The sequence below is a fragment of the Pseudomonas quebecensis genome, from assembly GCF_026410085.1.
In the GTDB taxonomy this organism is placed as follows: domain Bacteria; phylum Pseudomonadota; class Gammaproteobacteria; order Pseudomonadales; family Pseudomonadaceae; genus Aquipseudomonas; species Aquipseudomonas quebecensis.
Genome location: NZ_CP112866.1, coordinates 2,326,053 through 2,346,346 on the forward strand (window position 1 = coordinate 2,326,053; position 20,294 = coordinate 2,346,346).

The following is a 20,294-nucleotide window of genomic DNA, read 5'->3' on the forward strand; positions in this document are numbered from 1 at the left end:
ATCTGTGAAGTTTCGACCACCTTGGCATAGTCCATCGCCAGGTTGCTCAACGGGAGATATGCCGCACATGCACCACCGGACGCGCGCATTGGCGCCAGGCGACGAGCAATTGCTGCATATGCCGCTCGGCATCCGGGTTGTTGCGCCGCCCCAGGGTCGGCTGGTTCATGCCTTGCTGCATGTCGATAAGCAGCAAGGCTGCGTTGTCGGCTAACGGTTCCATGACACCTCCCTAGGCATAAGAAGCACGCAACATAACAGCCCGCCCGCGCGCCCACAGCAATTTGTTCGAAGCCTTCGCGGTTTGCCTTTACACTGCGGCCCCCGGATTTCAGCAAGGATGCTTTCCATGCGTTCGCTCGTCAGCGCAGTGTTTGTCTCAACGATGTTCGCGACCACGGCCATGGCCGAGCCCCGCTCGTTTTCGCTGAATGACCCCAGCGGCCGGTTTCTGCTGGAAGTGCTGTTTCCTGACGTGCCGCAAGACCTGCAGCAACTGGCGCCGGCGCTGGTCACCCTGCGCGATAAAACCACCCTGGCGATCCTCCAGCAACTGCGCACGCCTGCTGCCAGCGTGCCGCTCAACGGTGACGGCAAGACTCTGGAGTGGCGCCTGGTCGGCGAAAATGGCGTGGTGTATTTCGCCGATATCAACCAGGACGGTCGCCAGGATCTGGCGATCCGTAACGGCGACGGCGCCGATGCGGGCTTTCAGTCGAACTACGACGTGTACCTGCAAGATCCGCAGCAGCCACGCTGGGTGTTCAATCGCCCACTCACCGACCTGGCGAACGAGACCTCCGGCGGCATGTTCTCGGTCAATCCCAAGGACGGCATCATCCATTCGCAAACCGACCGGGGCTGCTGCTGGACGCGCGCCAGCCGTTGGCAGATGCGCCACGGCGAGCTGGTGCGACTCAGCGCCTATACGCAGGAAGAAGTACCGGCAAGCGACGACGGCACCAGCATGCCCAAAGGCTACATGCTGCGCACCAGCGGCGAATGGAAGGACGGCCAGTGGCGTGAAACCCCGCGCCTGGAAGGGCCGGTCAATGAAGACCCGCAGATGCTCGCCGGCACTCTCAACGGCAAGATCCCGGTGCAACTCTGGTATCAGCAGCAAGGCGAGGTACTGATCGGCGAAGTGCGCTACACCAAAAGTGGCAGCGGCAAACCGATCAAACTGGTGGGCTCGATGGGCGACTATGAGGACAAACCCTTCGTTTACCTGCACGAATCGGCTGACGACGGTCATCAGACCGGCACCTGGCAGATCACCCGTGACAGCGTCGAACCCTTCGACTACCGCGGCGCCTGGGTCAGCAGCGGCAAGAAAGGTGCGTCGCAGTTGGCAGTGCAACTGCATGTCGAGGATCGCGAGCCGGAGTACCCCAAGTACGGCGACGTAGCCCGCGACCAGCGCAGTGGCCATTACCAGATGCGCGACGACTACCTGGGCCGCGACGGTGACCTGGACTTGAAGATCCTGCCCCAGCGCGATGCCCAGGGCCGCGAAGTGGCGCAATTCAGCGTGACCCTCCACGACACCGCCAGCGGAAAACCTATCGTTACCACGCAGCAGCGCGTGCCGATGGAAACCGAGAACCTGATCATCGTGCGTGCACCTTTGGCCAGCATAGGCACCGGGCCGTATCACATCCAACTGGTAAAAGATTTCGCGGTGATCAGGCACAACGCAGAGCCGGACTTTCCCGACTACCTGACCGGGATGTATCGCCGGCAGCCTTGATGCTGCCGGTGATGCACCTCGGTCACACCGTTGTCGCGGCTTCAGCGATTGAACCGCTCAACCAACGCGTACTGAGTCGACGCTGTGTCGGTCAGTTCCCTGCTCAGGTCTGTCGATTGACGGGCCTGCATCGAGGTTTGGTCGGCCAGTTCGGCGATGGTGGTGATGTTGCGGCTGATCTCTTCGGCCACCGCGCTTTGTTCTTCGGTGGCGGCGGCGATCTGAGTGGTCATCTCGGTAATATGCGACACCGCCTCGCTGATCCCCGCCAGCGCCTGGTCTGCTTCGAGCACCCGCGCCACGCCTTCCTGCGCTTGGCGCTGACCGTTTTGCATGCTTTGCACCGCGTTGCTGGAAGACGTTTGCAGTTGCGTAATCAACGCGTGGATCTGGGTCGTTGACTGTGAGGTCCGCTGGGCCAGTTGACGAACCTCATCGGCCACCACCGCAAAGCCGCGACCTTGCTCACCGGCGCGGGCGGCTTCGATGGCGGCGTTGAGCGCCAGCAAGTTGGTCTGGTCTGCGATGCCTTTGATCACGTCGACCACGGTGCCGATTTCATCGCTGTCACGCGCCAGTTGCGCCACGGAGACGCCGGTCTCGCCGACTACCGCCGACAGCCGCTCGATGGCGTGACGGGTATCGCGCGCCACTTCGCGGCCGCGGCCGGTGAGCACGTTGGCTTGCTGGGTGGCGTCGGCGGTGCGCTGTACGTGACTGGCGACTTCCTGCGTCGTCGCGGCCATCTGGTTAACGGCAGCGGACACCTGTTCGGTCTCCACCCGTTGGCGGTCCAGGCCCCGGGCGCTGGCGCTGGCCAACTGGTCGGATTGTCCGGCCAGGGTGCTGAGTTGTTCAGCGCTGTCCTGCAGGCGGGTGAGGCAGGTTTTCAGGCGCGCGTTCTGGCTTTGGAACGCGGTTTCCAAACGTGCCTGCGGGCCGCGCGCGTCGCTGTACATCTGCGCGATCAATGCATCCGACGTGGAGGGCTCGACCCCTTGCAATAGGCGCAACGTGGTGCCGTGGCGTGCACTTGAGCAGAGCATGCCTATCGGCAACGCCACCGCTACAGCAACCGCGACAGCCACCGGTGCGCTGAGGAACAACCCGGCCAGGCTGCCGGCGATACCGCTGGCCGCATACGGCACACCGTTCAACAGGCCGGCCAGCCACGCGTCCTGGCGCGGTACGCCGGTTTTGCCGTGGCTGATCCGTTGATAGAGGGCTTGGGCGCGGCGGATTTCATCGGCGGTGGGCTTGACCCGCACCGACTCGAAACCTACCACCCGACTGCCGTCGAAGATCGGCGTGACGTAGGCGTTGACCCAATAATGGTCGCCGTTCTTCGAGCGGTTTTTGACGATGCCCATCCAGGGCTGGCCTTGCTTGAGAGCTTTCCACATGTGTTCGAACACGGCCGGTGGCACGTCGGGGTGGCGCACGATGTTCTGCGGGGCGCCGATCAGATCGTCGCGGTTGAAACCGCTGATCTCGACGAAAGCGTCGTTGCAGTAAGTGATCATCCCCTGCACGTCTGTAGCGGAGATGAGTTTCTGCTGCGGCGCGAGGGAAATCTCACGCTGTGTTACGGGCTGGTTGTTGCGCATTCGGACTACTCCCTGGTTGCGCCCAGTCCATCGGCGGCAAGTCACAAAAAGTTAATATTCATTTGGCAATTGATCCGCCGCTGGTCAAAAGCCTGAAACTTCCCGATGAAAAACCCCATAATGGCGGCCATTTTTGTTTAGCCCGTTATTCTGGTGTGCCCGCATGGAAATTAAGGTCAACTTTCTCGACAACCTCCGGCTTGAAGCCAAGTTCGATGACTTCACGGTGATTGCCGACCAGCCCATTCGCTATAAAGGCGATGGCTCGGCGCCGGGCCCCTTTGATTATTTCCTGGCATCGTCTGCGCTGTGCGCGGCGTATTTCGTGAAGCTGTACTGCCAGACACGCAATATCCCCACCGACAATATTCGTTTGTCGCAGAACAACATCGTCGACCCGGAAAACCGCTACAACCAGATTTTCAAGATCCAGGTCGAGTTGCCTGCGGACATTTCCGATAAGGACCGTCAAGGCATCCTGCGTTCCATCGACCGCTGCACCGTGAAGAAAGTGGTGCAGGCCGGGCCGCAATTCGTGATCGAAGAAGTCGACAACCTCGACGCCGACGCCCAGGCCTTGTTGATGCCCAGCGCGCTGTCCGACGGCGGAACCTATATCGCCGGTAAAGACCTGCCGCTGGAGCAGACCATCGCCAATATGTCCGGCATTCTGGCGGGCCTGGGCATGAAGATTGAAATCGCGTCGTGGCGCAATATCGTGCCGAACGTGTGGTCGCTGCATATCCGCGATGCGCACTCGCCGATGTGCTTCACCAATGGCAAGGGCGCGACCAAAGAGGGCGCCCTGGCGTCGGCGCTGGGTGAGTTCATCGAGCGGCTCAACTGCAACTTCTTTTACAACGATCAGTTCTGGGGCGAAGAGCTGGCCAACGCGCCGTTCGTGCATTACCCGGATGAGCGCTGGTTCCAGCCCGGTCCGAACGATGAACTGCCGACACACATCCTCGACGCCTATTGCCTGAAGGTCTACAACCGCGACGGCGAACTGCGTGGTTCGCACCTGTTCGACACCAACTCCGGCAACGAAGAGCGCGGCATCGTATCGCTGCCGTTCGTGCGCCGCTCGGATGGCGAGGTGGTGTATTTCCCGTCCAACCTGATCGAAAACCTCTACCTCAGTAACGGCATGAGTGCCGGCAACACCCTGGCCGAAGCCCAGGTGCAGTGCCTGTCGGAGATTTTCGAGCGGGCGGTGAAGCGCGAAATCATCGAAGGGGAATTCGCCCTGCCGGATGTGCCCGCCGAGGTGCTGGCCAAGTACCCGAACATCCTGGCCGGCATTCAAGGCCTGGAGGCCCAGGGTTTCCCTGTGCTGGTCAAGGATGCGTCGCTGGGCGGTGAATTCCCGGTGATGTGCGTGACCCTGATGAACCCGCGCACCGGCGGCGTGTTCGCCTCGTTCGGCGCGCACCCGAGCCTGGAAGTGGCGCTGGAGCGCAGCCTCACCGAACTTCTGCAAGGCCGCAGTTTCGAAGGCCTGAACGACCTGCCGCAGCCGACGTTCGAAGGCCAGGCGGTGACCGAGCCGAATAATTTCGTCGAACACTTCATCGACTCCAGCGGCGTGGTGTCGTGGCGTTTCTTCAGTGCCCGGTCGGATTACGAATTTGTCGAATGGGACTTCTCCGGTCAGGGCGAAAACTCCAACGTCGAGGAAGCCGCAACGTTGTTCGGCATTCTCGATAGCATGGGTAAAGAGTCCTACATGGCGGTGTACGACCACCTTGGTGCCACGGCCTGTCGGATCCTGGTGCCGGACTACTCGGAAATCTACCCGGTGGAAGATCTGATCTGGGACAACACCAACAAGGCCCTGTTTTTCCGCGCCGATATCCTCAACCTGCACCGCCTGGACGACGCAGAGCTGGAGGCCTTGGTTGAGCGCCTGATCGAAAGCGAGCTGGACGATTACACCGACATCACCACCCTGATCGGCATCGAGTTCGACGACAACACCGCGTGGGGCCAACTCACCATCCTGGAGCTGAAACTGCTGATCTTCCTTGCCTTGCGCCAGTATGAAGAGGCCAAGGAGTGCGTGGAGATGTTCCTGCAGTACAACGACAACACCGCCGAGCGCGGGCTGTTCTACCAAGCGCTCAACGCCGTGCTGGAGATGGAACTGGACGACGACCTGGAACTGGCGGACTACGAGGCCAACTTCCGGCGCATGTTCGGCGATGAGCGCATGGATGCGGTGATCGGCTCGGTCGACGGCAGCGTGCGGTTCCATGGGTTGACCCCGACCAGCATGAAGCTCGAAGGACTGGACCGGCACCTGCGCTTGATCGACAGCTACAAAAAGCTGCACAGCGCGCGAGCGGCGGTGTCCATCCGATAAGCCTTTGGCACAGTTTGCTCACCACAGAAAAAGACAGGCCCGCCGCAACGAGTGTGTCTTGTCCAATTCCCCTGTGGTGAGCAAGCTTGCTTGCGCTGGGCTGCGCAGCGGCCCCAAAGCCAGGCGGTGGGGTTTACCTGAAAGTACGCGGTGGATGGGAGGGGGCCGCTGCGCAGCCCAGCGCGGGGCAAGCCCGCTCACCACAAAAGGACTGCTCACTAAAAAGGCCCGTTCAACACAAGAAACCGCTCACCACAGAGAGTGGTCGCACCGCGCTTCCCTGTGGTGAGCAAGCTTGCTTGCGCCGGGCTGCACAGCGGCCCCAAAGCCAGGCGCTGAAGTGTTACCTGTTATTCGAACTTATCGATGCGCGTATCGGCGTAGAAAAACTCGTTCTTGTCCGTGCTCGATTCGTAGAAGTAGGCGTAATCGCTCAGGTAGTACAGATGTTCGACGCGGTTGTACTTATCGTCATCGGTGCGGCATGACAAGGCCTTGGCGTTCCCCAGCAGGCTGGGGTTGAGTTCGCGGGCCGGCAATTGGCGTTCGACGACGCAGCGGTTGGTCTGCACCTTGTTATAGCTGCCCACCAGGCTGTTGAGTGTCGAGCGGGTGGTCTGGTAGACCACGGTTTCGCCGACGGGCAGGGCTTTCCAATTGCCGGTCAAGCTCAACTGCGTCAGGGTCGAGCTTTCGGCCATGCCGGTGCCGCCGTACGTTGTCTTCGATACCAGCGAGACCAGGTTGCGCCAGCTCACCGACTGGGACTCATAGCCGTCGCCGCGATGGACGATCTGCAGTTGGCCACTGGCCTTGTCCTGGCTGATGAAGTGCTCGCTGGTGCTGTTGGACGTCTTGCCTTTGAGGGTCGATGTGCCGGTGAAGTGCACGTACTTCAAGGTGCGCGCGGGCTTGTCCTGGTTGAACGGCGCAAGCGCGGCCAGCACCTGGGGCTGCACCGACGACAGGGCGATGATCGCCGGCGCTTTCAGGCGCGGCTTGAAGGGCGCCAGCTTGGCGATTTTTTCGGGGTTGGCGCACACCGTGTTGAACAGCAATACATAGTCGGCGTCGCTGCCGGCGATGGGTTGTGGCGTCGGGAAACTGTCGACGCGGCCATCGCTCACGCGGTTGCGCACGCCCAGGTCGTAGCCGGCCAGTTCCTTGTACGTGCCGCTGGCGCAGGACACCGCAAAGTGCTGGCGTTTTTGCGCATAAGGCGCGTCATAGGGCAGGTCATTGAGCACCGTCGGGTTATCGAAGGCGGCCCAGAAACGGGTTTCACCCTGCACGGTCTTGAGGCTGGCGGCGTCGAGCAGCACCCAGTTATCGCGCGCATCGGTCTGGACCAGGCGCCAGTCCGGTGCTGGCGTTTCGGCACAGGCACGCACGAATGTCTGGTTGGCGGCCAACGCGGTGTACAGCGTGTCAGACAGTTTGCGCGCCTCGGTATAGCGCCCGGCCTTGAGCGGGTACACGCGCTGGGAGCCATCTAGGTACAGCAGGTGCAATTGCCTGGTCGAGCACGCCGCCTCGAACTGCATGGTGCGCCGCACGCCGCCGGTGGAGTCGGGCATCAGCAGCTCGAAACTGAGCAGGTCGCCTTCGCGCACGATGCTGTTTTCCACCAGCGGTTGGGCCAGAGTGTCGGCGAGCATCTGCTCGACCTTGCCGGACTGGGTGACACAACCGGACAGGCTGGCGATGCCACCGGCAAGCAATACAGAAGTTAAAACGCGCACATGAGCCTCATTGAGTCCATTCGGGGATGCCAGGGTGACGGCCGCCGGAGGTTGATCTTTAGATTTTTTTGCCAAGCTGGGGACTGTTCACCGCCGCTTCGATGACGGCGATGTCGATCTTGCCCATGCCCATCATCGCGTCGAAGGCGCGCTTGGCGGTGGCGGCGTCGGGATGGGTAATCGCCTGGGTCAACGCCCGCGGCGTGATCTGCCATGACACGCCCCACTTGTCCTTGCACCAACCGCAGGCACTGGCCTGGCCGCCGTTGTCGATGATCGCGTGCCAGTAACGATCCGTCTCGGCCTGGTCGTCAGTGGCCACCTGGAACGAAAATGCTTCGGTCTGCGGGAATATCGGCCCGCCGTTCAAGCCCAGGCACGGCAGGCCCATTACGCGGAATTCCACCGTCAGCACGTCGCCCTGCTTACCTGACGGGTAGTCGCCGGGCGCTTTGTGCACGGCGTCCACGCTGCTGTTTGGAAAGGTCTTGGCGTAAAAGCGCGCGGCGTCTTCGGCCGTGCCGTCGTACCAGAGGCAGACGGTATTTTTGCTGGGCATGATCGGTCTCCGCCGTGAAGGGGTGGACACAGTCTAGACCACGCGCTTTACGCCCGGCGGGCCATCAGCAACACGGACGCCGCCGCCGACAACAACCCTGCACAGCAGCGATTGAACCAGCGCTTGCCACGCGGCTCGGCAAACCAGCGACGCATATGCAGGCCCATAAAGGCGTAGAGGCAGATAGCGATCCATTCCAGCACCAGGAACATCGCGCCGAGCACGGCGAATTGCGGCGTGACGGGCTGATCGGGCACTACGAATTGCGGCAGGAAGGCGGTAAAGATCAGGATGGCTTTGGGGTTGCCCGCCGCCACCAGAAACTCCTGACGCGCCAGCGCCCACACGCCGACTTTGGCGGTCGCGGAGCCGGCCGGCGCCTCGGGATTGGCGCGCCATAGCTGCACCGCCAGATACAACAGATACGCCGCGCCGAGCAGCTTGATCGCGTAGAACAGCAGCTCCGAGGTTTGCAGCACCACTGCCAGGCCGGCCGAGGCCAGGGCGATCATCCCGGCGAACGCCAACAGGCGGCCGACGCCGGCCAGGCACGAGGTGCGATAGCCATAGCGCGTCGCGTTGCTGACCGACAGCAGGTTGTTCGGGCCGGGCGCCATGTTCAGCGCAAAGCAGGCGGGGAGGAAGAGGGCGAGGGTGGCGAGGTCCATGGCGGCTCCGGGTGCGGGTGAGCGGGGAGCGTCGAGCATAAGGTTGGGCGGGGCGGCGGGGCAATCTCTAGAGCTTCTCTCTGGCCGCCACAGCGTTATGTTGCGGATAAGGAGAAGCCGTATCTCACCTCTGCCAGGCTGGCACCACCCCGTTCAAGCGGGCGCCGACTGCCGGTTTCTTCTAGACACCCCACCCGCTGATAAAAACGCCGAGCCCGTTCGTTACCGCTCAGGACCCAAAGTGTCGCGCGCTTAAAGCCCTGTGCCTTCAGCGCCCGCACACCGGCGTTCCACAACGCCAGCCCGACGCCGGTGTGCCAATGGCTGGCGATGACATAGAGGGCTTCGATCTCACCCACATCGCCCCCGGTAGAATCTTCGTCACGGCTGGCGCCGACGCAGATCCAACCAATGACTTGCTCGTTCAGTTGTGCGACCCATACGCATGACTGCTCGGACTCAAGCGCGCGTCGCCAGTGTGTTTCACGGCGAGCCAGGGTTGTGTCCAGGGAGTCCAGGTAGTGGGCAGGCATCAGGTCACGATAGGCGTGCTGCCAGCTGCGGATATGCACCTGGGCGATCGCCGGGGCGTCGCAGGGGAGTGCTTTGCGAATCATTGATGGGCTCCTGGCGCTGGCGAGCCTCTTACTATGATGCCCATTGATGACGGAATAACGTCCGCTTGGAGCATGGTGATGTTGCTGGGAATTTTCCTACACGCAGAAAGGCTTTTTCATGCGCAAATAGAGCCCGATCGCACGCAGACTTGCACCGTCCAACCCAAGAGCCGCCGCCCATGTCCCGTTTACCGCTTCGCGTTCTGGTCCTCGAAGATCATGTTTTTCAGCGCTCCGTCGCTGTAAACCTCTTGCGTTCCCTCGGCTGTGATGAGGTGTTCGAAGCCAGCGATGGCTACGAGGCGTTAACGGTGCTGGATGCCGTCGGACGGGTGGATATTGCTCTGTGCGACCTGCAAATGGAGGGCATGGACGGGTTGGAGTTCTTGAAGCGGGTAGGTGTGTCAGGGCAGGTCAAGTCGATCATTATCAGCAGCTCGCTGCCCGCCGATCTGCGTCGGTCGATCCATCAGATCATCAAAATCCTAGGGCTGGATTTGCTCGGCGATGCAGGCAAACCGTTGCCGTGTGATGTGCTGCGGCAGTTGATCAACAGATACTTGAATTCATCGGTGAGTAAACAGGCGCGACCAGAAGTGTGGCTGGCCACCGAGGAGCAGGTGTGCACCGCCATCGCCGAGCAGCAGTTCCAGCCGTGGTATCAACCCAAATTCAATCTGCTGACCGGCGAGGTTTGCGGGGCGGAGATATTGTGCCGTTGGCAGCACCCGACATTGGGGGTAGTGACGCCGGTGTCCTTCATGCCGGTGCTGGAACGCCTGGAATTGATAGATACGCTGCTGTTCGCGCAACTCGATCAGGTGCTGAGCTTTCAACGTCGACTGCGCGAACTTGACCTCCAGGTAAACACCGCCTTCAACTTGCACGCGTCGCAGTTGGCCAACCCTGCGTTAGTGGCGACCATCAAGGGCATCCTGCGTCTGCATGCCATACCCGCTTCGTGCCTGACCTTTGAGCTGACGGAAGTCGGGCTGCTGGAGGCTGCCGTGCCCAACCTGGAAAACCTGGTGCGCTTGCGCATGATGGGCTGCCGCTTGTCCATCGATGATTTCGGCGCCGGTTTTTCCTCGTTGCAGCGCCTGTGCCAGTTGCCCTTCAACGAGATCAAGCTTGATGGTGAGTTCATCCGCACGCTGGACGACGAGCCACGTTGCCGAGCGGTGATCTGTGGCACCCTGGCCCTCGGTCACGCTTTGGGCATGAACGTGGTGATCGAAGGCATCGAAACCCCGACGCAACGCGCGCAATTGTTGGCCCTGGGTGGTGAAGTGGGTCAGGGCTATCTGTACGCGCGGCCAATGAATGAAGCGAATTTTCTGCAATGGCTGCAACGGCAACCATCGCCATCCAACAATCTGTAGGAAAAGCCCTACACGGTTGCGGGCGTTTTCCTTCTCTGTTTGAGCCGGTCCCTGCCTAGGATGGCCTATCGCTTGTAAGCAAACGACCACTCCATTCATTGTGCGGGAACCGACTGCCATGACCATGCAACGCCTGCGGATACTGATCGCCGACAAACGTCACAGCCAACGGCTGCTGATCGAAAAACGCTTGAACCTGCTGGGCCAGTATCGCATCGCGCCGGTAGCGTCTTACCACGAACTTGACGTGCTGACCCAGGCCGATGCCTGGATCTTCGACCTGGTCATCGTCAATGCTTCCCTGGCGACCGAAGCCGGTGTGGACATGGCTGACTTTATCCGGCGCAGCCGCAATATTCGCAGCGCCTACATCTACGATCTGAACTCGCTGCCTACGACCAATACAGATTCTTCGTGCGCCCATTCGGCGCTGGCCATCTAGACACTGTTCGCTGCCAAGGGACTTGAGCCGATGGCTTATCCACGTGTGCTGGTTGTTGAGAACCCAGGTTTCAAGCGCAGTGCGCTGGTTAAGATGCTCCAGCGTCTGGGAGCGCGCGATCTGGTGCTGGCCGTGGATGGCGATCAGGCATTGATGCATTTACGGCAACAGGGCGCAGTGGATGTGGTGCTGTGTGACATCACCGGTCGCGATCGCCAGGGCCTGGAGTTTCTGGACAGAGTCAGTCAGCAAGGCCTGGCCGAAGCGCTGATTCTGGCGGTTGATACGCCGCCGGATATTCGCCGTGCACTGGGGCACATGCCGTCGTTCGGTGGCCTGGCGCTGATCGGCGTCTTCGACCGCCCGTTGAGCCTGCGTTCGTTACACAAAGTGCTGAGCCAGTACCGTCGACCCGCCGACGCTGGGAGCAGTGCCTCGCTCGCCAATATGGAGCTGCCCAGTGAGGCGGATCTGCGCCTGGGCCTGGCCCTGGGGGAATTTCGTGGTTGGTACCAACCCAAACGCGTCATGGACACCGGGCAATTGGCGGGCGCCGAAGTGCTGGTGCGCTGGGAACACCCGTCCAGAGGCGTGCTGTTGCCCCAGGTGTTTCTGGCGGGGATGGTGGCATACAACCTGATCGACGAGATGTTCAAGCAATTGTTCGACCAGGCCATGGGCCTGCTGCAGGGACTGCGCCTGCAGGGGATCGATCTGGAGCTGTCATTCAACCTGCACGCCTCGCAGCTCGACGGCCCGGCACTGGTCAAGCATATCCAGCGCACCTTGCTGTGGCATGAACTGCCCGGTGAGTCCTTCACCTTCGAACTGGCCGAAAACGGCCTGTTGGCCCTGAAACCCGCCACCCAGGAAAACCTGGTGTGCCTGCGCATGCTCGGCTGTTCCTTGGCGGTGGATGACTTCGGCATGGGGTTTTCGTCGTTGAAGATGCTCGGTCAACTACCGTTCAACCAGCTCAAACTGGACGGTTCGGTGATCCACGACCTGGTCAACCCCGGCAGCCGCGCCGTAGTGGCGGGCGCGCTGGCCTTGACCCGTGCGTTGCACATGGAACTGGTAATCGAAGGGGTCAGCAGCCAGACCATGCAGGACACATTGACGGCCATGGGCTGCCGCATCGGCCAGGGTTACCACCTGGCATTGCCGATGAATGCGGGTGTTTTCCTGCGATGGTTGGAGACGCTGCCGGCACCGGTTTTAAAGAAAGTTTAGGTTCTTCAGAAAAGCGACGATACTTCCTACAGCTTATGGCGACTTGGCTGTCGGCTGTGCGATAAGGTTTGCCGCGTTCAACCTGCACGCTTGCGCATTCCTGTCGTACCCATGGCCAGTTTTAGTGATGCCTTACAGGGGTTCAAATGAACACAGCATTAGTGGTGGATGACCACCCCTTCATTCGTTCTTCGGTCTGCATGCTGCTCAAGCAGGAAGGTTATGGCGAGGTCTGGGAAGCCGACAATGGCGCCGACGCCGTGCAGCTGGCACGCGAGCACGCCCCGGATGTGATCATCCTCGACATTGCCATGCCCAAGCTCGACGGCCTGGAAGTGATCAATCGCATCTGCGCACTGGAGCTGCCCAGCAAGATTCTAGTGCTCACGTCTCAGTCGCCGCTGTTCTATTCCAATCGCTGCATGAAAGCCGGCGCTGCGGCCTATATCTCCAAGACCCACGGCCTGGATGAGTTGGTCAAGGCAATCAAGGCGGTGATGGGCGGCTACACGTTTTTCCCGGACCTGCCTAACAGCTCGGTGCGGCGTAAAGACACCGACGCCACCGACCTGGACTTGATCCAGAGCCTGTCCAACCGTGAGTTGACGATTTTGCAGCAACTTTCCATCGGCTTGACCAATAAGGAAATCGGCGACGGGTTGCTGTTGAGTGCCAAAACGGTGAGCACTTACAAAACTCGGCTGATCGAAAAGCTCAACGTGAAATCGGTGGTGTACCTCGCCGATTTCGCCAAGCGCAATAACCTGATCTAGATGCGCTCATTACTGCGCAGCTGGCTGGTAGTGGTGCTGGCACCGTTTCTGTTGATGACGGCACGGGCCGATCAGGAACCGATGGTGTTGAAGGTACTCGGCCGTTCCGACGTCAAGGATTACCAGGTCCAGCTCAATGAGCAGGAATGGCGGTTGCTGCGTCAGAAGGGCAGCTTGGTGCTGGGGACCTCCGCGCCGGACTTTCCCCCCTCGGCATCAGCGTCAGCGGCCGCGACTATGAAGGTCTCACCGCCGACTATGCGCAGTTGATCGCGCAATTGCTGCACACCCCGGTGGTGGTCCATCGTTACCCTTCGCGAACCGAGGCATTGACGGCGCTCAAAGAGGGCCGGGTGGATATGGTCGGCGGCGCCAACGGGTACGAGGCGCAGGATGCAGCGCTGCTGATGTCCAGCGCCTATGCCGACGACCAACCGGTGTTGGTCACCCGTGAGGGCGAGGCCCCGGTGCTGAGCGATGACCTCGCCGGCATGAAGGTGGCGATGCTGGACAATTACCTGCCGCCCAAGGCTGTGGAGGATTACTACCCGAAGGCTGATATCCGCCTGTACACCTCGGCGCTCAGCGCGCTCGGTGCCGTGGCGTTCGGCCAGGCCGATGTGTACTTGGGCGATGCGATTACCTCCAACTACCTGATCAGCAAAAATTACCTCAATAATGTGCAGCTGGCGGACTTCTCGCGCATGGAAGTTCAGCCGTTCGCGTTCGCCTTCGCGCCGCATAATGCCGCCCTGGTGCAGGTGGTCGACAAGGCTCTGGCGGCAATTCCGACCAACGAACGCATGGCGATCCTGCGTCGCTGGGGGGCGGGAGGGACTTCGGTATTGGGTAAACAGAAACTCGACTTGAGCCGTAACGAGTACGCCTGGTTAAAAAAACATCCGCGCATCAAGGTCGCCATTAACGAGAACTTCCTGCCGTTTACTTTTCTGGATGAGCACGGGCGTTTTCGTGGTATCAGCGCCGATGTGCTGGCCAAGATCAGCCTGCGCACCGGGCTCAAGTTCGATGTGGTGCACCTTGACTCGGTTAACGACCTGGTCAGCCAGGTGGCTACGGGCAAGGCTGACATGCTCGCCGCTTTCACCCCCAGCTCCGAGCGCGAAGGCGAGCTGCGCTTCACCCGGCCTTACTTGACCGTGCCGTTTGTGCTGGTAACGCCGGCGGGCGATGGTGCGCCGCGCATCCTGGATGAGATGGCCGGCAAGCGCTTGGCGGTGATCAGCGGTAATCTGTTGCAGCAATACGTGCACGACACCTTTCCCGAGGTGCGCACGGTCACCGCCGAAAGCTCGCTGGACGCCATGGAAATGGTCGCCCAGGGCCGCGCCGATGGCGCGATCAATTCGTTGGTCAGCGCGCGCTACTTGATCTCGCGGCAATACCGCGACCGTTTACAGATCGGCAGCACCGTCGGCACCGAGCCGGCCCGCGTGGCATTCGCCACCGACCGGGGTGCGTTGGAACTCTATTCGATCCTTGAAAAGGGCCTGCTCAGCATCAGCCCCGAAGAGATGGATGAACTGAGCGACAACTGGCGCGGTGAATTGCTGACTGACGACAGCTACTGGATGCGTCATCGCAGCGCGATTATCCAAGGCTTCGTGTTTGCCAGTGTCCTGCTGCTGCTGGCCATCGCCTGGATCGCGTACTTACGTCGCCAGGTGCGGCGCCGCGAACTGGCGGAGCTGGCGCTGAATGACCAGATGGAATTCATGCGGGTGTTGATCGACGGCACACCCAACCCGATTTATGTGCGCGACCGTCAGGGGCGGCTGGTGATCTGCAACGCCGGTTACCTGCAAGTCTTCAATGTCGAGCGTGACACGGTGATCGGTAGAACCCTGATCGATGGCGGCCTGGGGGGCATCGGCGAAGCCGCCGACTATCACCGCGATTACCTGGAGGCGATGGAGAAGGGTACTTCCCAGGCCCATGATCGACCATTGACCATGCCCGACGGGCGTGTGCTGACGATTTATCACTGGATCCTGCCGTACCGCGGCCACGACGGTGAAGTGGCCGGGATGATCGCCGGCTGGATTGATGTCAGCGAGCGTCAGCACTTATTGGGGCAGTTGCAAAGCGCCAAGCAGAGCGCCGACGATGCGAACCGCGCCAAGACCATCTTCCTGGCGACCATGAGTCACGAAATCCGCACGCCGATGAACGCGGTGATCGGCATGCTGGAAATGGCCTTGAAAAAAGCCGACCAGGGCGTGATGGATCGCTTCGCTATCGAGGTGGCCTCAGGCGCGGCCCGCGGTCTGCTGGACCTGATCGGCGACATCCTCGACATCGCGCGCATTGAGTCCGGGCGTCTGTCGCTGACCCCGGAGCGCGCCAACCTGCGCGAACTGCTTGAGTCGGTGGTGCGGGTGTTCGATGGCGTGGCACGGCAGAAACATCTACGCCTGGTGCTGGAGCTGGATGCCGGCACCTATTGCGATGTGCTGATCGACCCGATGCGCTTTAAACAGGTGGTGTCCAACCTGCTGAGCAACGCGATCAAGTTCACCGAGAGCGGCCAGGTGCGATTGAGCGTGCGGGTCAATGGCAGCGCCGAACATGAGCGCCTGGGTATCACCCTTGAGGTCGAGGACACCGGCTGCGGCATTTCCGAGGCCGATCAGCGACGCCTGTTCGCACCGTTCAGCCAGGCCAATTCCAACAACCAGTCGCTGCACGGCGGCTCCGGCCTGGGTCTGGTGATCAGCCGCACGTTGTGCGAAATGATGGGCGGTGAACTGCAGTTGCACAGCGTGGTGGGGCGGGGCACGCAGGTGGTGGTGCAGTTGAACCTGACGGTGATGGCACCGCTGACTGAAGTCGCACCACCCGCGCTGGAGGTCCAGGCGCCTGGGCGGCCGCTGAATATTCTGGTTATCGATGATTACCCGGCCAACCGCCTGCTGTTGATTCAGCAGCTGAGCTACCTGGGCCACCGGGTCGAGGACGCCGAGGATGGCGCCCATGGGCTGCGCAGTTGGCTGTCGCGCCCGTTTGATGTAGTGATCACCGACTGCAACATGCCGATCATGAACGGCTACGAACTGGCCCGCGCGATCCGTGACGATGAGCGCAGCCGTGAGCTGGCTCCGTGCCTGATTCTTGGCTTCACGGCCAATGCCCAGGCCGAGGAAAAAGATCGCTGCCTGGCTGCGGGTATGGATGACTGTTTGTTCAAGCCCATCAGCCTCAAGCACCTCAGCGCACGGCTGGCCTCTGTCGCACCGCAGCTGCCGCAGCTGCCGCCGCTGGAAGAACAGCCGCCGTCACGGCGTGATGACGCTCCGGACAGTATCGAGATGACCAGCCTGCGCCAACTGACGCGAGGCGACGCCGCGTCCATCAGTCGCCTGCTCAACGACCTGATGCTCAGCAATGACAAAGACATGGCGCGCCTGATGCTGCTGTTTTCCCAGCACGATCTGCCGGGCTTGGCCGACCTGGCGCACCGCGTCAAGGGCGGCGCGCGGATTATCCACGCCGAGGAACTGATCCGTTGCTGCGAAGCCCTGGAAGTGGCCTGTGACAGCCCTGATGCCGCGACACTGCCCGAAGCCGTCGACCTGTTGCTGGGCGCGATGGAACGTTTGAAAGAACGGCTTGAGCCGCATCTTTAAACGGTGTTCTCTGCGATAAACCCCAGCCGTCCGGTTTGGGGCCGCTGCGCGCCCCGCGCAAACAAGCTTGCTCGCTTCAGCGCAAGGTTTCGTCAATCTGGGTGAGCTGATCGCGATTGAATTGTCCTGCGGAAAATTCCTACATCTCGAAGAGAAAACCCCTACGAGAGCGGTAAGTCCCATCGCGCATTATTCTCCTCGGAGCAACATTGCTCAGGCCTCTTTACTAAGTCAGTACGGCATCACTGTTTCGAAAGCTGGTTGAACATTAAAGCGTTATGGGGATAACCAGCGCGATGGAGTTGTTCGGCTTCAGTCGTCGATTCAGCACTTGTGCTTAAAATAAGTGAAGTTGCCACTACCGATAAGGTTGCGAAGCCAGGCCAACTGGTCCGATCACTTACTTTCTCTGAGAAACATTAAATGAAAAAGATTGTCGCTGTTACCGCCGCTACCGTAGTTATGAGCCTTGCTTCTTTCGCCAACGCGGCGTCTTCACCAACCGGCAACCCAGGTGTTATACGTTTTACCGGTGAAATCGTTTCCGGCGCATGCGGCATTGATGCCAACTCCCTGGACCAGACTGTGCCATTGGGCCAGGTGCCTTCCAACCGGTTCAAGAAAATTGCCGACCGCTCGGAGCCGAAAGGCTTCGACATCGTCCTGACCGATTGTGATACCACGACTTACAAGAACGCCCGTTTCACCTTCACTGGCACCACTGATCCAACTGTTCCGGCCCTGTTCGCCACCACCGGTTTGGCTCAGAACGTCGGTATCCGCCTGCAGAGCAGTGCCGGCGAACTGCTGGAAAACGGCAAGGAGCAGGTTGCTCCGACCTTGCTGCAGAACGGTAACAACACAGTGAGTTTCGCTGCCATGTACGAAGCCACCGCCGCTTCCGTAACCACCGGTGAAGCAGACAGCGTCGCCAACTTCACCGTTGCTTACAACTGATTCAACGGTTTAAGCAGCTCTGGATAAAAGGGGTGAAAGCCCCTTTTTTCTTGCCTGCCAAAACATATTGATAGGGTACTTTCCGTGTACTGCCGCAAACTTATCGTGATCTATTTATTAACTTCCGCTGCGCAGTATTCCTATGCCGTGGAGTTCAATAACGAGTTTCTGAATATCGACAATAATGACGATATCAGCCTCGGTCAGTTCACGCGTGCGCAATACACAGTGCCTGGCACTTACTTGTTGGACACCAGTGTCAACCAGCGTTATTTCGGCACCCGTTCCGTTGAATTCAAAGCCGATGCCAGCGGGCAGGAAAGTTATGCCTGCCTGCCCGAAGCATGGGTGGCCACGTTTGGCCTCAAGCCGGCTGTGTTCAAAGGTCTACCGCGCCTGGCCGACGGCCAGTGTGTCGACCTCAGCGGCATCGAAGGGGCCAGCGTCAAATACCAGAAAAACCTCGCGCGCCTGGCGATCAGCCTGCCTCAGGCTGCATTCGAGTATGACGATCCCACTTACATCCCGCCTGCCGCCTGGAGCGACGGCCTCGATGGGGCGATGCTCGATTACCGCGTGATCGCCAACAACCGGCAGACCTGGGGTGCGGGCGGCTCGGGAAGTTCGCGCTCGTTGCAAAGCTACGGTACCGCCGGGGTGAATATCGACGCCTGGCGCCTGCGCGCCGACTACCAGGCCCAGCAAGAGTCGACAACCCAGGACCGTGGCGAGCGAGAGAAGGCGTTCCAGCTCAACCGCCTGTATGCCTACCGCGCGCTGCCGTCGATTCGCTCGAAATTGTCGGTGGGCGAGGATTACCTGAACTCCGACGTGTTCGACACCTTTGCCCTGCGCGGCGTCAGCCTGAGCAGTGACGACCGCATGCTGCCGCCGAGTCTGCGTGGCTATGCGCCGTTGATCAATGGGGTGGCGCGCACCAATGCGCGGGTCACGGTGTCGCAACAGGGTCGTGTGCTGTATTCGACCACGGTCACTCCTGGCGCCTTCACGATTCAGGACCTGGGCAGCAGCGCCCAGGGCACACTGGACGTGACCGTGCGCGAGGAAGACGGCACCGAGCAAACCTTCAGCGTCAGCACGGCCGCCGTGCCGTTCCTGGCCCGTGCCGGCGAGTTGCGCTACAAGGTGAGCGCCGGTGAGCCCCGCCAAAACGGCAGCGGCAGTATCGAGCCTGGTTTCGTCGCCTCGGAAGTGGCCTATGGCTTGCCTTTGGATTGGACGGTCTATGGCGGCGTGTTGGCGGCTACCGACTACCTGTCGAACGCAGTCGGCGTGGGCAAGGACCTCGGTGCGTTGGGCGCGCTGTCCGCCGATGTCACCACCTCGCGTGCCAAGCTGCGCTGGAGTGGCGAAAAAGTGGTGGGCAACTCGTACCGCATCAACTATTCCAAGCACTTCGACAGCCTGGGTACCGACCTGCGCTTTCTGGGCTACCGGTTTTCCGACCGTACCTTTACCAACTTTTCGCAGTTTGTGGGCGACCCGGACGCCTATGCGTCCAATGCCAGCAAACAGCGCTATTCGGTGATGCTCTCCAAGCGATTCTCGGGGCTGTCGACCACCCTTTCCTACGACCACTCCACCTACTGGAACGCCTCGCCGACCGAACGCTTCGGGCTGACGCTGGCGCGCAGTTTCTCGGTGGGTAACGTCAGGAACGTCAACGTCAACCTATCGGCGTACCAATCCCAGAGCAGTCGGCGCTACGACTCGCAGATCTACCTGGGCGTGACCGTGCCCCTGGGCGGCAATTCGACCATCTCCAGCAGCATGCAGCGCTCCAGCAGCGGCGGGGCGTCGAGCAGTGTCGGCTACAGCCACGACGATGGTGATGGCCTGAACTATCAGGTGTACGGCGGCGTGGGCGATAACCGCTACGTCAACGCCTATGTGGGCAAGCGTACGTCGACGTACCGCGCCAACGCGTCGGTGTCCACCGACGGCAGCACCTACAGCTCGGTCACCGGTGAAATCGACAGTTCGTTGATCGCCACCCGCTATGGCGTATCGGCCCACGGTAACGGCATCAACGGTGACACGCGGCTGCTGGTGTCCACCAATGGTGTGCCGGACGTGGCGCTGACCGGTCAGGTCCATTCGAACAAAAACGGTTATGCCGTACTGGATGGTGTGCCGTCGTTCCAGGGCTACGACGTGCGCATCAACATGGAAAAACTGCCGCTCAACACCGAGGTTTCCAACCCTGTGCAGCGGCTGGCGTTGACCGAGGGTGCGATCGGCTACGTCGACTTCGCCGCGCGCCAGGGCCTTAACGCCTACATCGTGCTGACCCGCTCCGACGGCCGCCCGGTGCCCTTCGGCGCCTCGGTGCAGGACGCGCAGAACAACCGTGAGCTGGGCATCGTAGGGGAGGGCGGTGTGACCTATCTGCTGGGGATCAGCGCCGACATCCGCCTGGTCGTGCGCTGGAACGACACCGAGCACTGTGCAGTGGGCAAGCTGCCCACGGACCAAGCCCTCACCGATATTCCCAAGCCTGTGCAATGCCTTTGAATCGCGCGCCATAGCGGCGC

Annotated in this window: 15 protein-coding genes and 2 pseudogenes; 10 read left to right on the top strand and 7 right to left on the bottom strand. The window is 60.9% G+C overall.

Annotated features, from left to right (window positions below; genetic code table 11):
- Positions 1–49: 49 nt before the first annotated feature.
- Positions 50–223, bottom strand: a pseudogene (locus OSC50_RS10815) (cysteine hydrolase); the annotation flags it as partial.
- A gap of 126 nt (positions 224–349) precedes the next feature.
- Here OSC50_RS10815 and OSC50_RS10820 point away from each other — a divergent pair.
- Positions 350–1,750: an XAC2610-related protein gene (locus OSC50_RS10820; RefSeq protein ID WP_266249628.1), complete on the top strand. Its 1,401-nt coding sequence runs from the start codon at positions 350–352 to the stop codon at positions 1,748–1,750.
- A 41-nt stretch (positions 1,751–1,791) separates the two neighbouring features.
- Here OSC50_RS10820 and OSC50_RS10825 read toward each other — a convergent pair whose 3' ends face one another.
- Positions 1,792–2,898 (bottom strand): methyl-accepting chemotaxis protein, encoded by a 1,107-nt coding sequence (locus OSC50_RS10825; protein WP_414704487.1) that lies wholly within the window; start codon positions 2,896–2,898, stop codon positions 1,792–1,794.
- Positions 2,899–3,084: 186 nt separating this feature from the next.
- A pseudogene (locus tag OSC50_RS26170) lies at positions 3,085–3,357 on the bottom strand (PAS domain-containing protein); the annotation flags it as partial.
- Positions 3,358–3,520: 163 nt separating this feature from the next.
- Between OSC50_RS26170 and OSC50_RS10830 the strand changes: the two are divergent.
- A complete protein-coding gene (locus tag OSC50_RS10830; RefSeq protein WP_253507919.1) occupies positions 3,521–5,719 on the top strand; it encodes an OsmC domain/YcaO domain-containing protein in 2,199 nt (732 codons plus the stop codon).
- Positions 5,720–6,069: 350 nt separating this feature from the next.
- On the opposite strand, the gene OSC50_RS10835 is transcribed toward OSC50_RS10830, so the two are convergent.
- The 4 genes from OSC50_RS10835 to OSC50_RS10850 all read right to left on the bottom strand — a co-directional run bounded on the left by OSC50_RS10835 (position 6,070) and on the right by OSC50_RS10850 (position 9,305).
- Positions 6,070–7,461: a hypothetical protein gene (locus OSC50_RS10835; RefSeq protein ID WP_266249625.1), complete on the bottom strand. Its 1,392-nt coding sequence runs from the start codon at positions 7,459–7,461 to the stop codon at positions 6,070–6,072.
- Between the two features lie 58 nt (positions 7,462–7,519).
- Complete coding sequence (locus OSC50_RS10840; protein WP_253507915.1) at positions 7,520–8,020, bottom strand: VOC family protein; 501 nt, start codon at positions 8,018–8,020, stop codon at positions 7,520–7,522.
- 47 nt (positions 8,021–8,067) lie between these two features.
- Positions 8,068–8,688: a LysE family translocator gene (locus OSC50_RS10845; protein ID WP_266249624.1), complete on the bottom strand. Its 621-nt coding sequence runs from the start codon at positions 8,686–8,688 to the stop codon at positions 8,068–8,070.
- 95 nt (positions 8,689–8,783) lie between these two features.
- Positions 8,784–9,305, bottom strand: a complete 522-nt coding sequence (locus OSC50_RS10850; RefSeq protein ID WP_266249622.1) for a GNAT family N-acetyltransferase — start codon at positions 9,303–9,305, stop codon at positions 8,784–8,786.
- Positions 9,306–9,484: 179 nt separating this feature from the next.
- Between OSC50_RS10850 and OSC50_RS10855 the strand changes: the two genes are divergently transcribed.
- From OSC50_RS10855 to OSC50_RS10885, 8 genes are all read left to right on the top strand, one after another.
- Complete coding sequence (locus OSC50_RS10855; RefSeq protein ID WP_266249620.1) at positions 9,485–10,687, top strand: EAL domain-containing response regulator; 1,203 nt, start codon at positions 9,485–9,487, stop codon at positions 10,685–10,687.
- A gap of 118 nt (positions 10,688–10,805) precedes the next feature.
- Complete coding sequence (locus OSC50_RS10860) at positions 10,806–11,129, top strand: ANTAR domain-containing protein (protein WP_181077852.1); 324 nt, start codon at positions 10,806–10,808, stop codon at positions 11,127–11,129.
- Between the two features lie 30 nt (positions 11,130–11,159).
- Positions 11,160–12,362, top strand: a complete 1,203-nt coding sequence (locus OSC50_RS10865) for an EAL domain-containing response regulator (RefSeq protein WP_181077850.1) — start codon at positions 11,160–11,162, stop codon at positions 12,360–12,362.
- 146 nt (positions 12,363–12,508) lie between these two features.
- Complete coding sequence (locus OSC50_RS10870) at positions 12,509–13,135, top strand: response regulator transcription factor (protein WP_181077848.1); 627 nt, start codon at positions 12,509–12,511, stop codon at positions 13,133–13,135.
- A complete protein-coding gene (locus OSC50_RS26175) occupies positions 13,136–13,405 on the top strand; it encodes a hypothetical protein (RefSeq protein WP_434085274.1) in 270 nt (89 codons plus the stop codon).
- Positions 13,402–16,782, top strand: coding sequence for an ATP-binding protein (locus OSC50_RS10875; protein WP_434085273.1), 3,381 nt, complete (start codon positions 13,402–13,404; stop codon positions 16,780–16,782). Before OSC50_RS26175 ends, OSC50_RS10875 begins: the two co-directional genes overlap by 4 nt.
- Before the next feature lie 423 nt (positions 16,783–17,205).
- On the top strand, positions 17,206–17,739 hold the full coding sequence (locus OSC50_RS10880; RefSeq protein ID WP_253507904.1) for a fimbrial protein: 534 nt from the start codon (positions 17,206–17,208) through the stop codon (positions 17,737–17,739).
- A 105-nt stretch (positions 17,740–17,844) separates the two neighbouring features.
- Positions 17,845–20,274: a fimbria/pilus outer membrane usher protein gene (locus OSC50_RS10885; protein ID WP_266249616.1), complete on the top strand. Its 2,430-nt coding sequence runs from the start codon at positions 17,845–17,847 to the stop codon at positions 20,272–20,274.
- Positions 20,275–20,294: the final 20 nt, after the last annotated feature.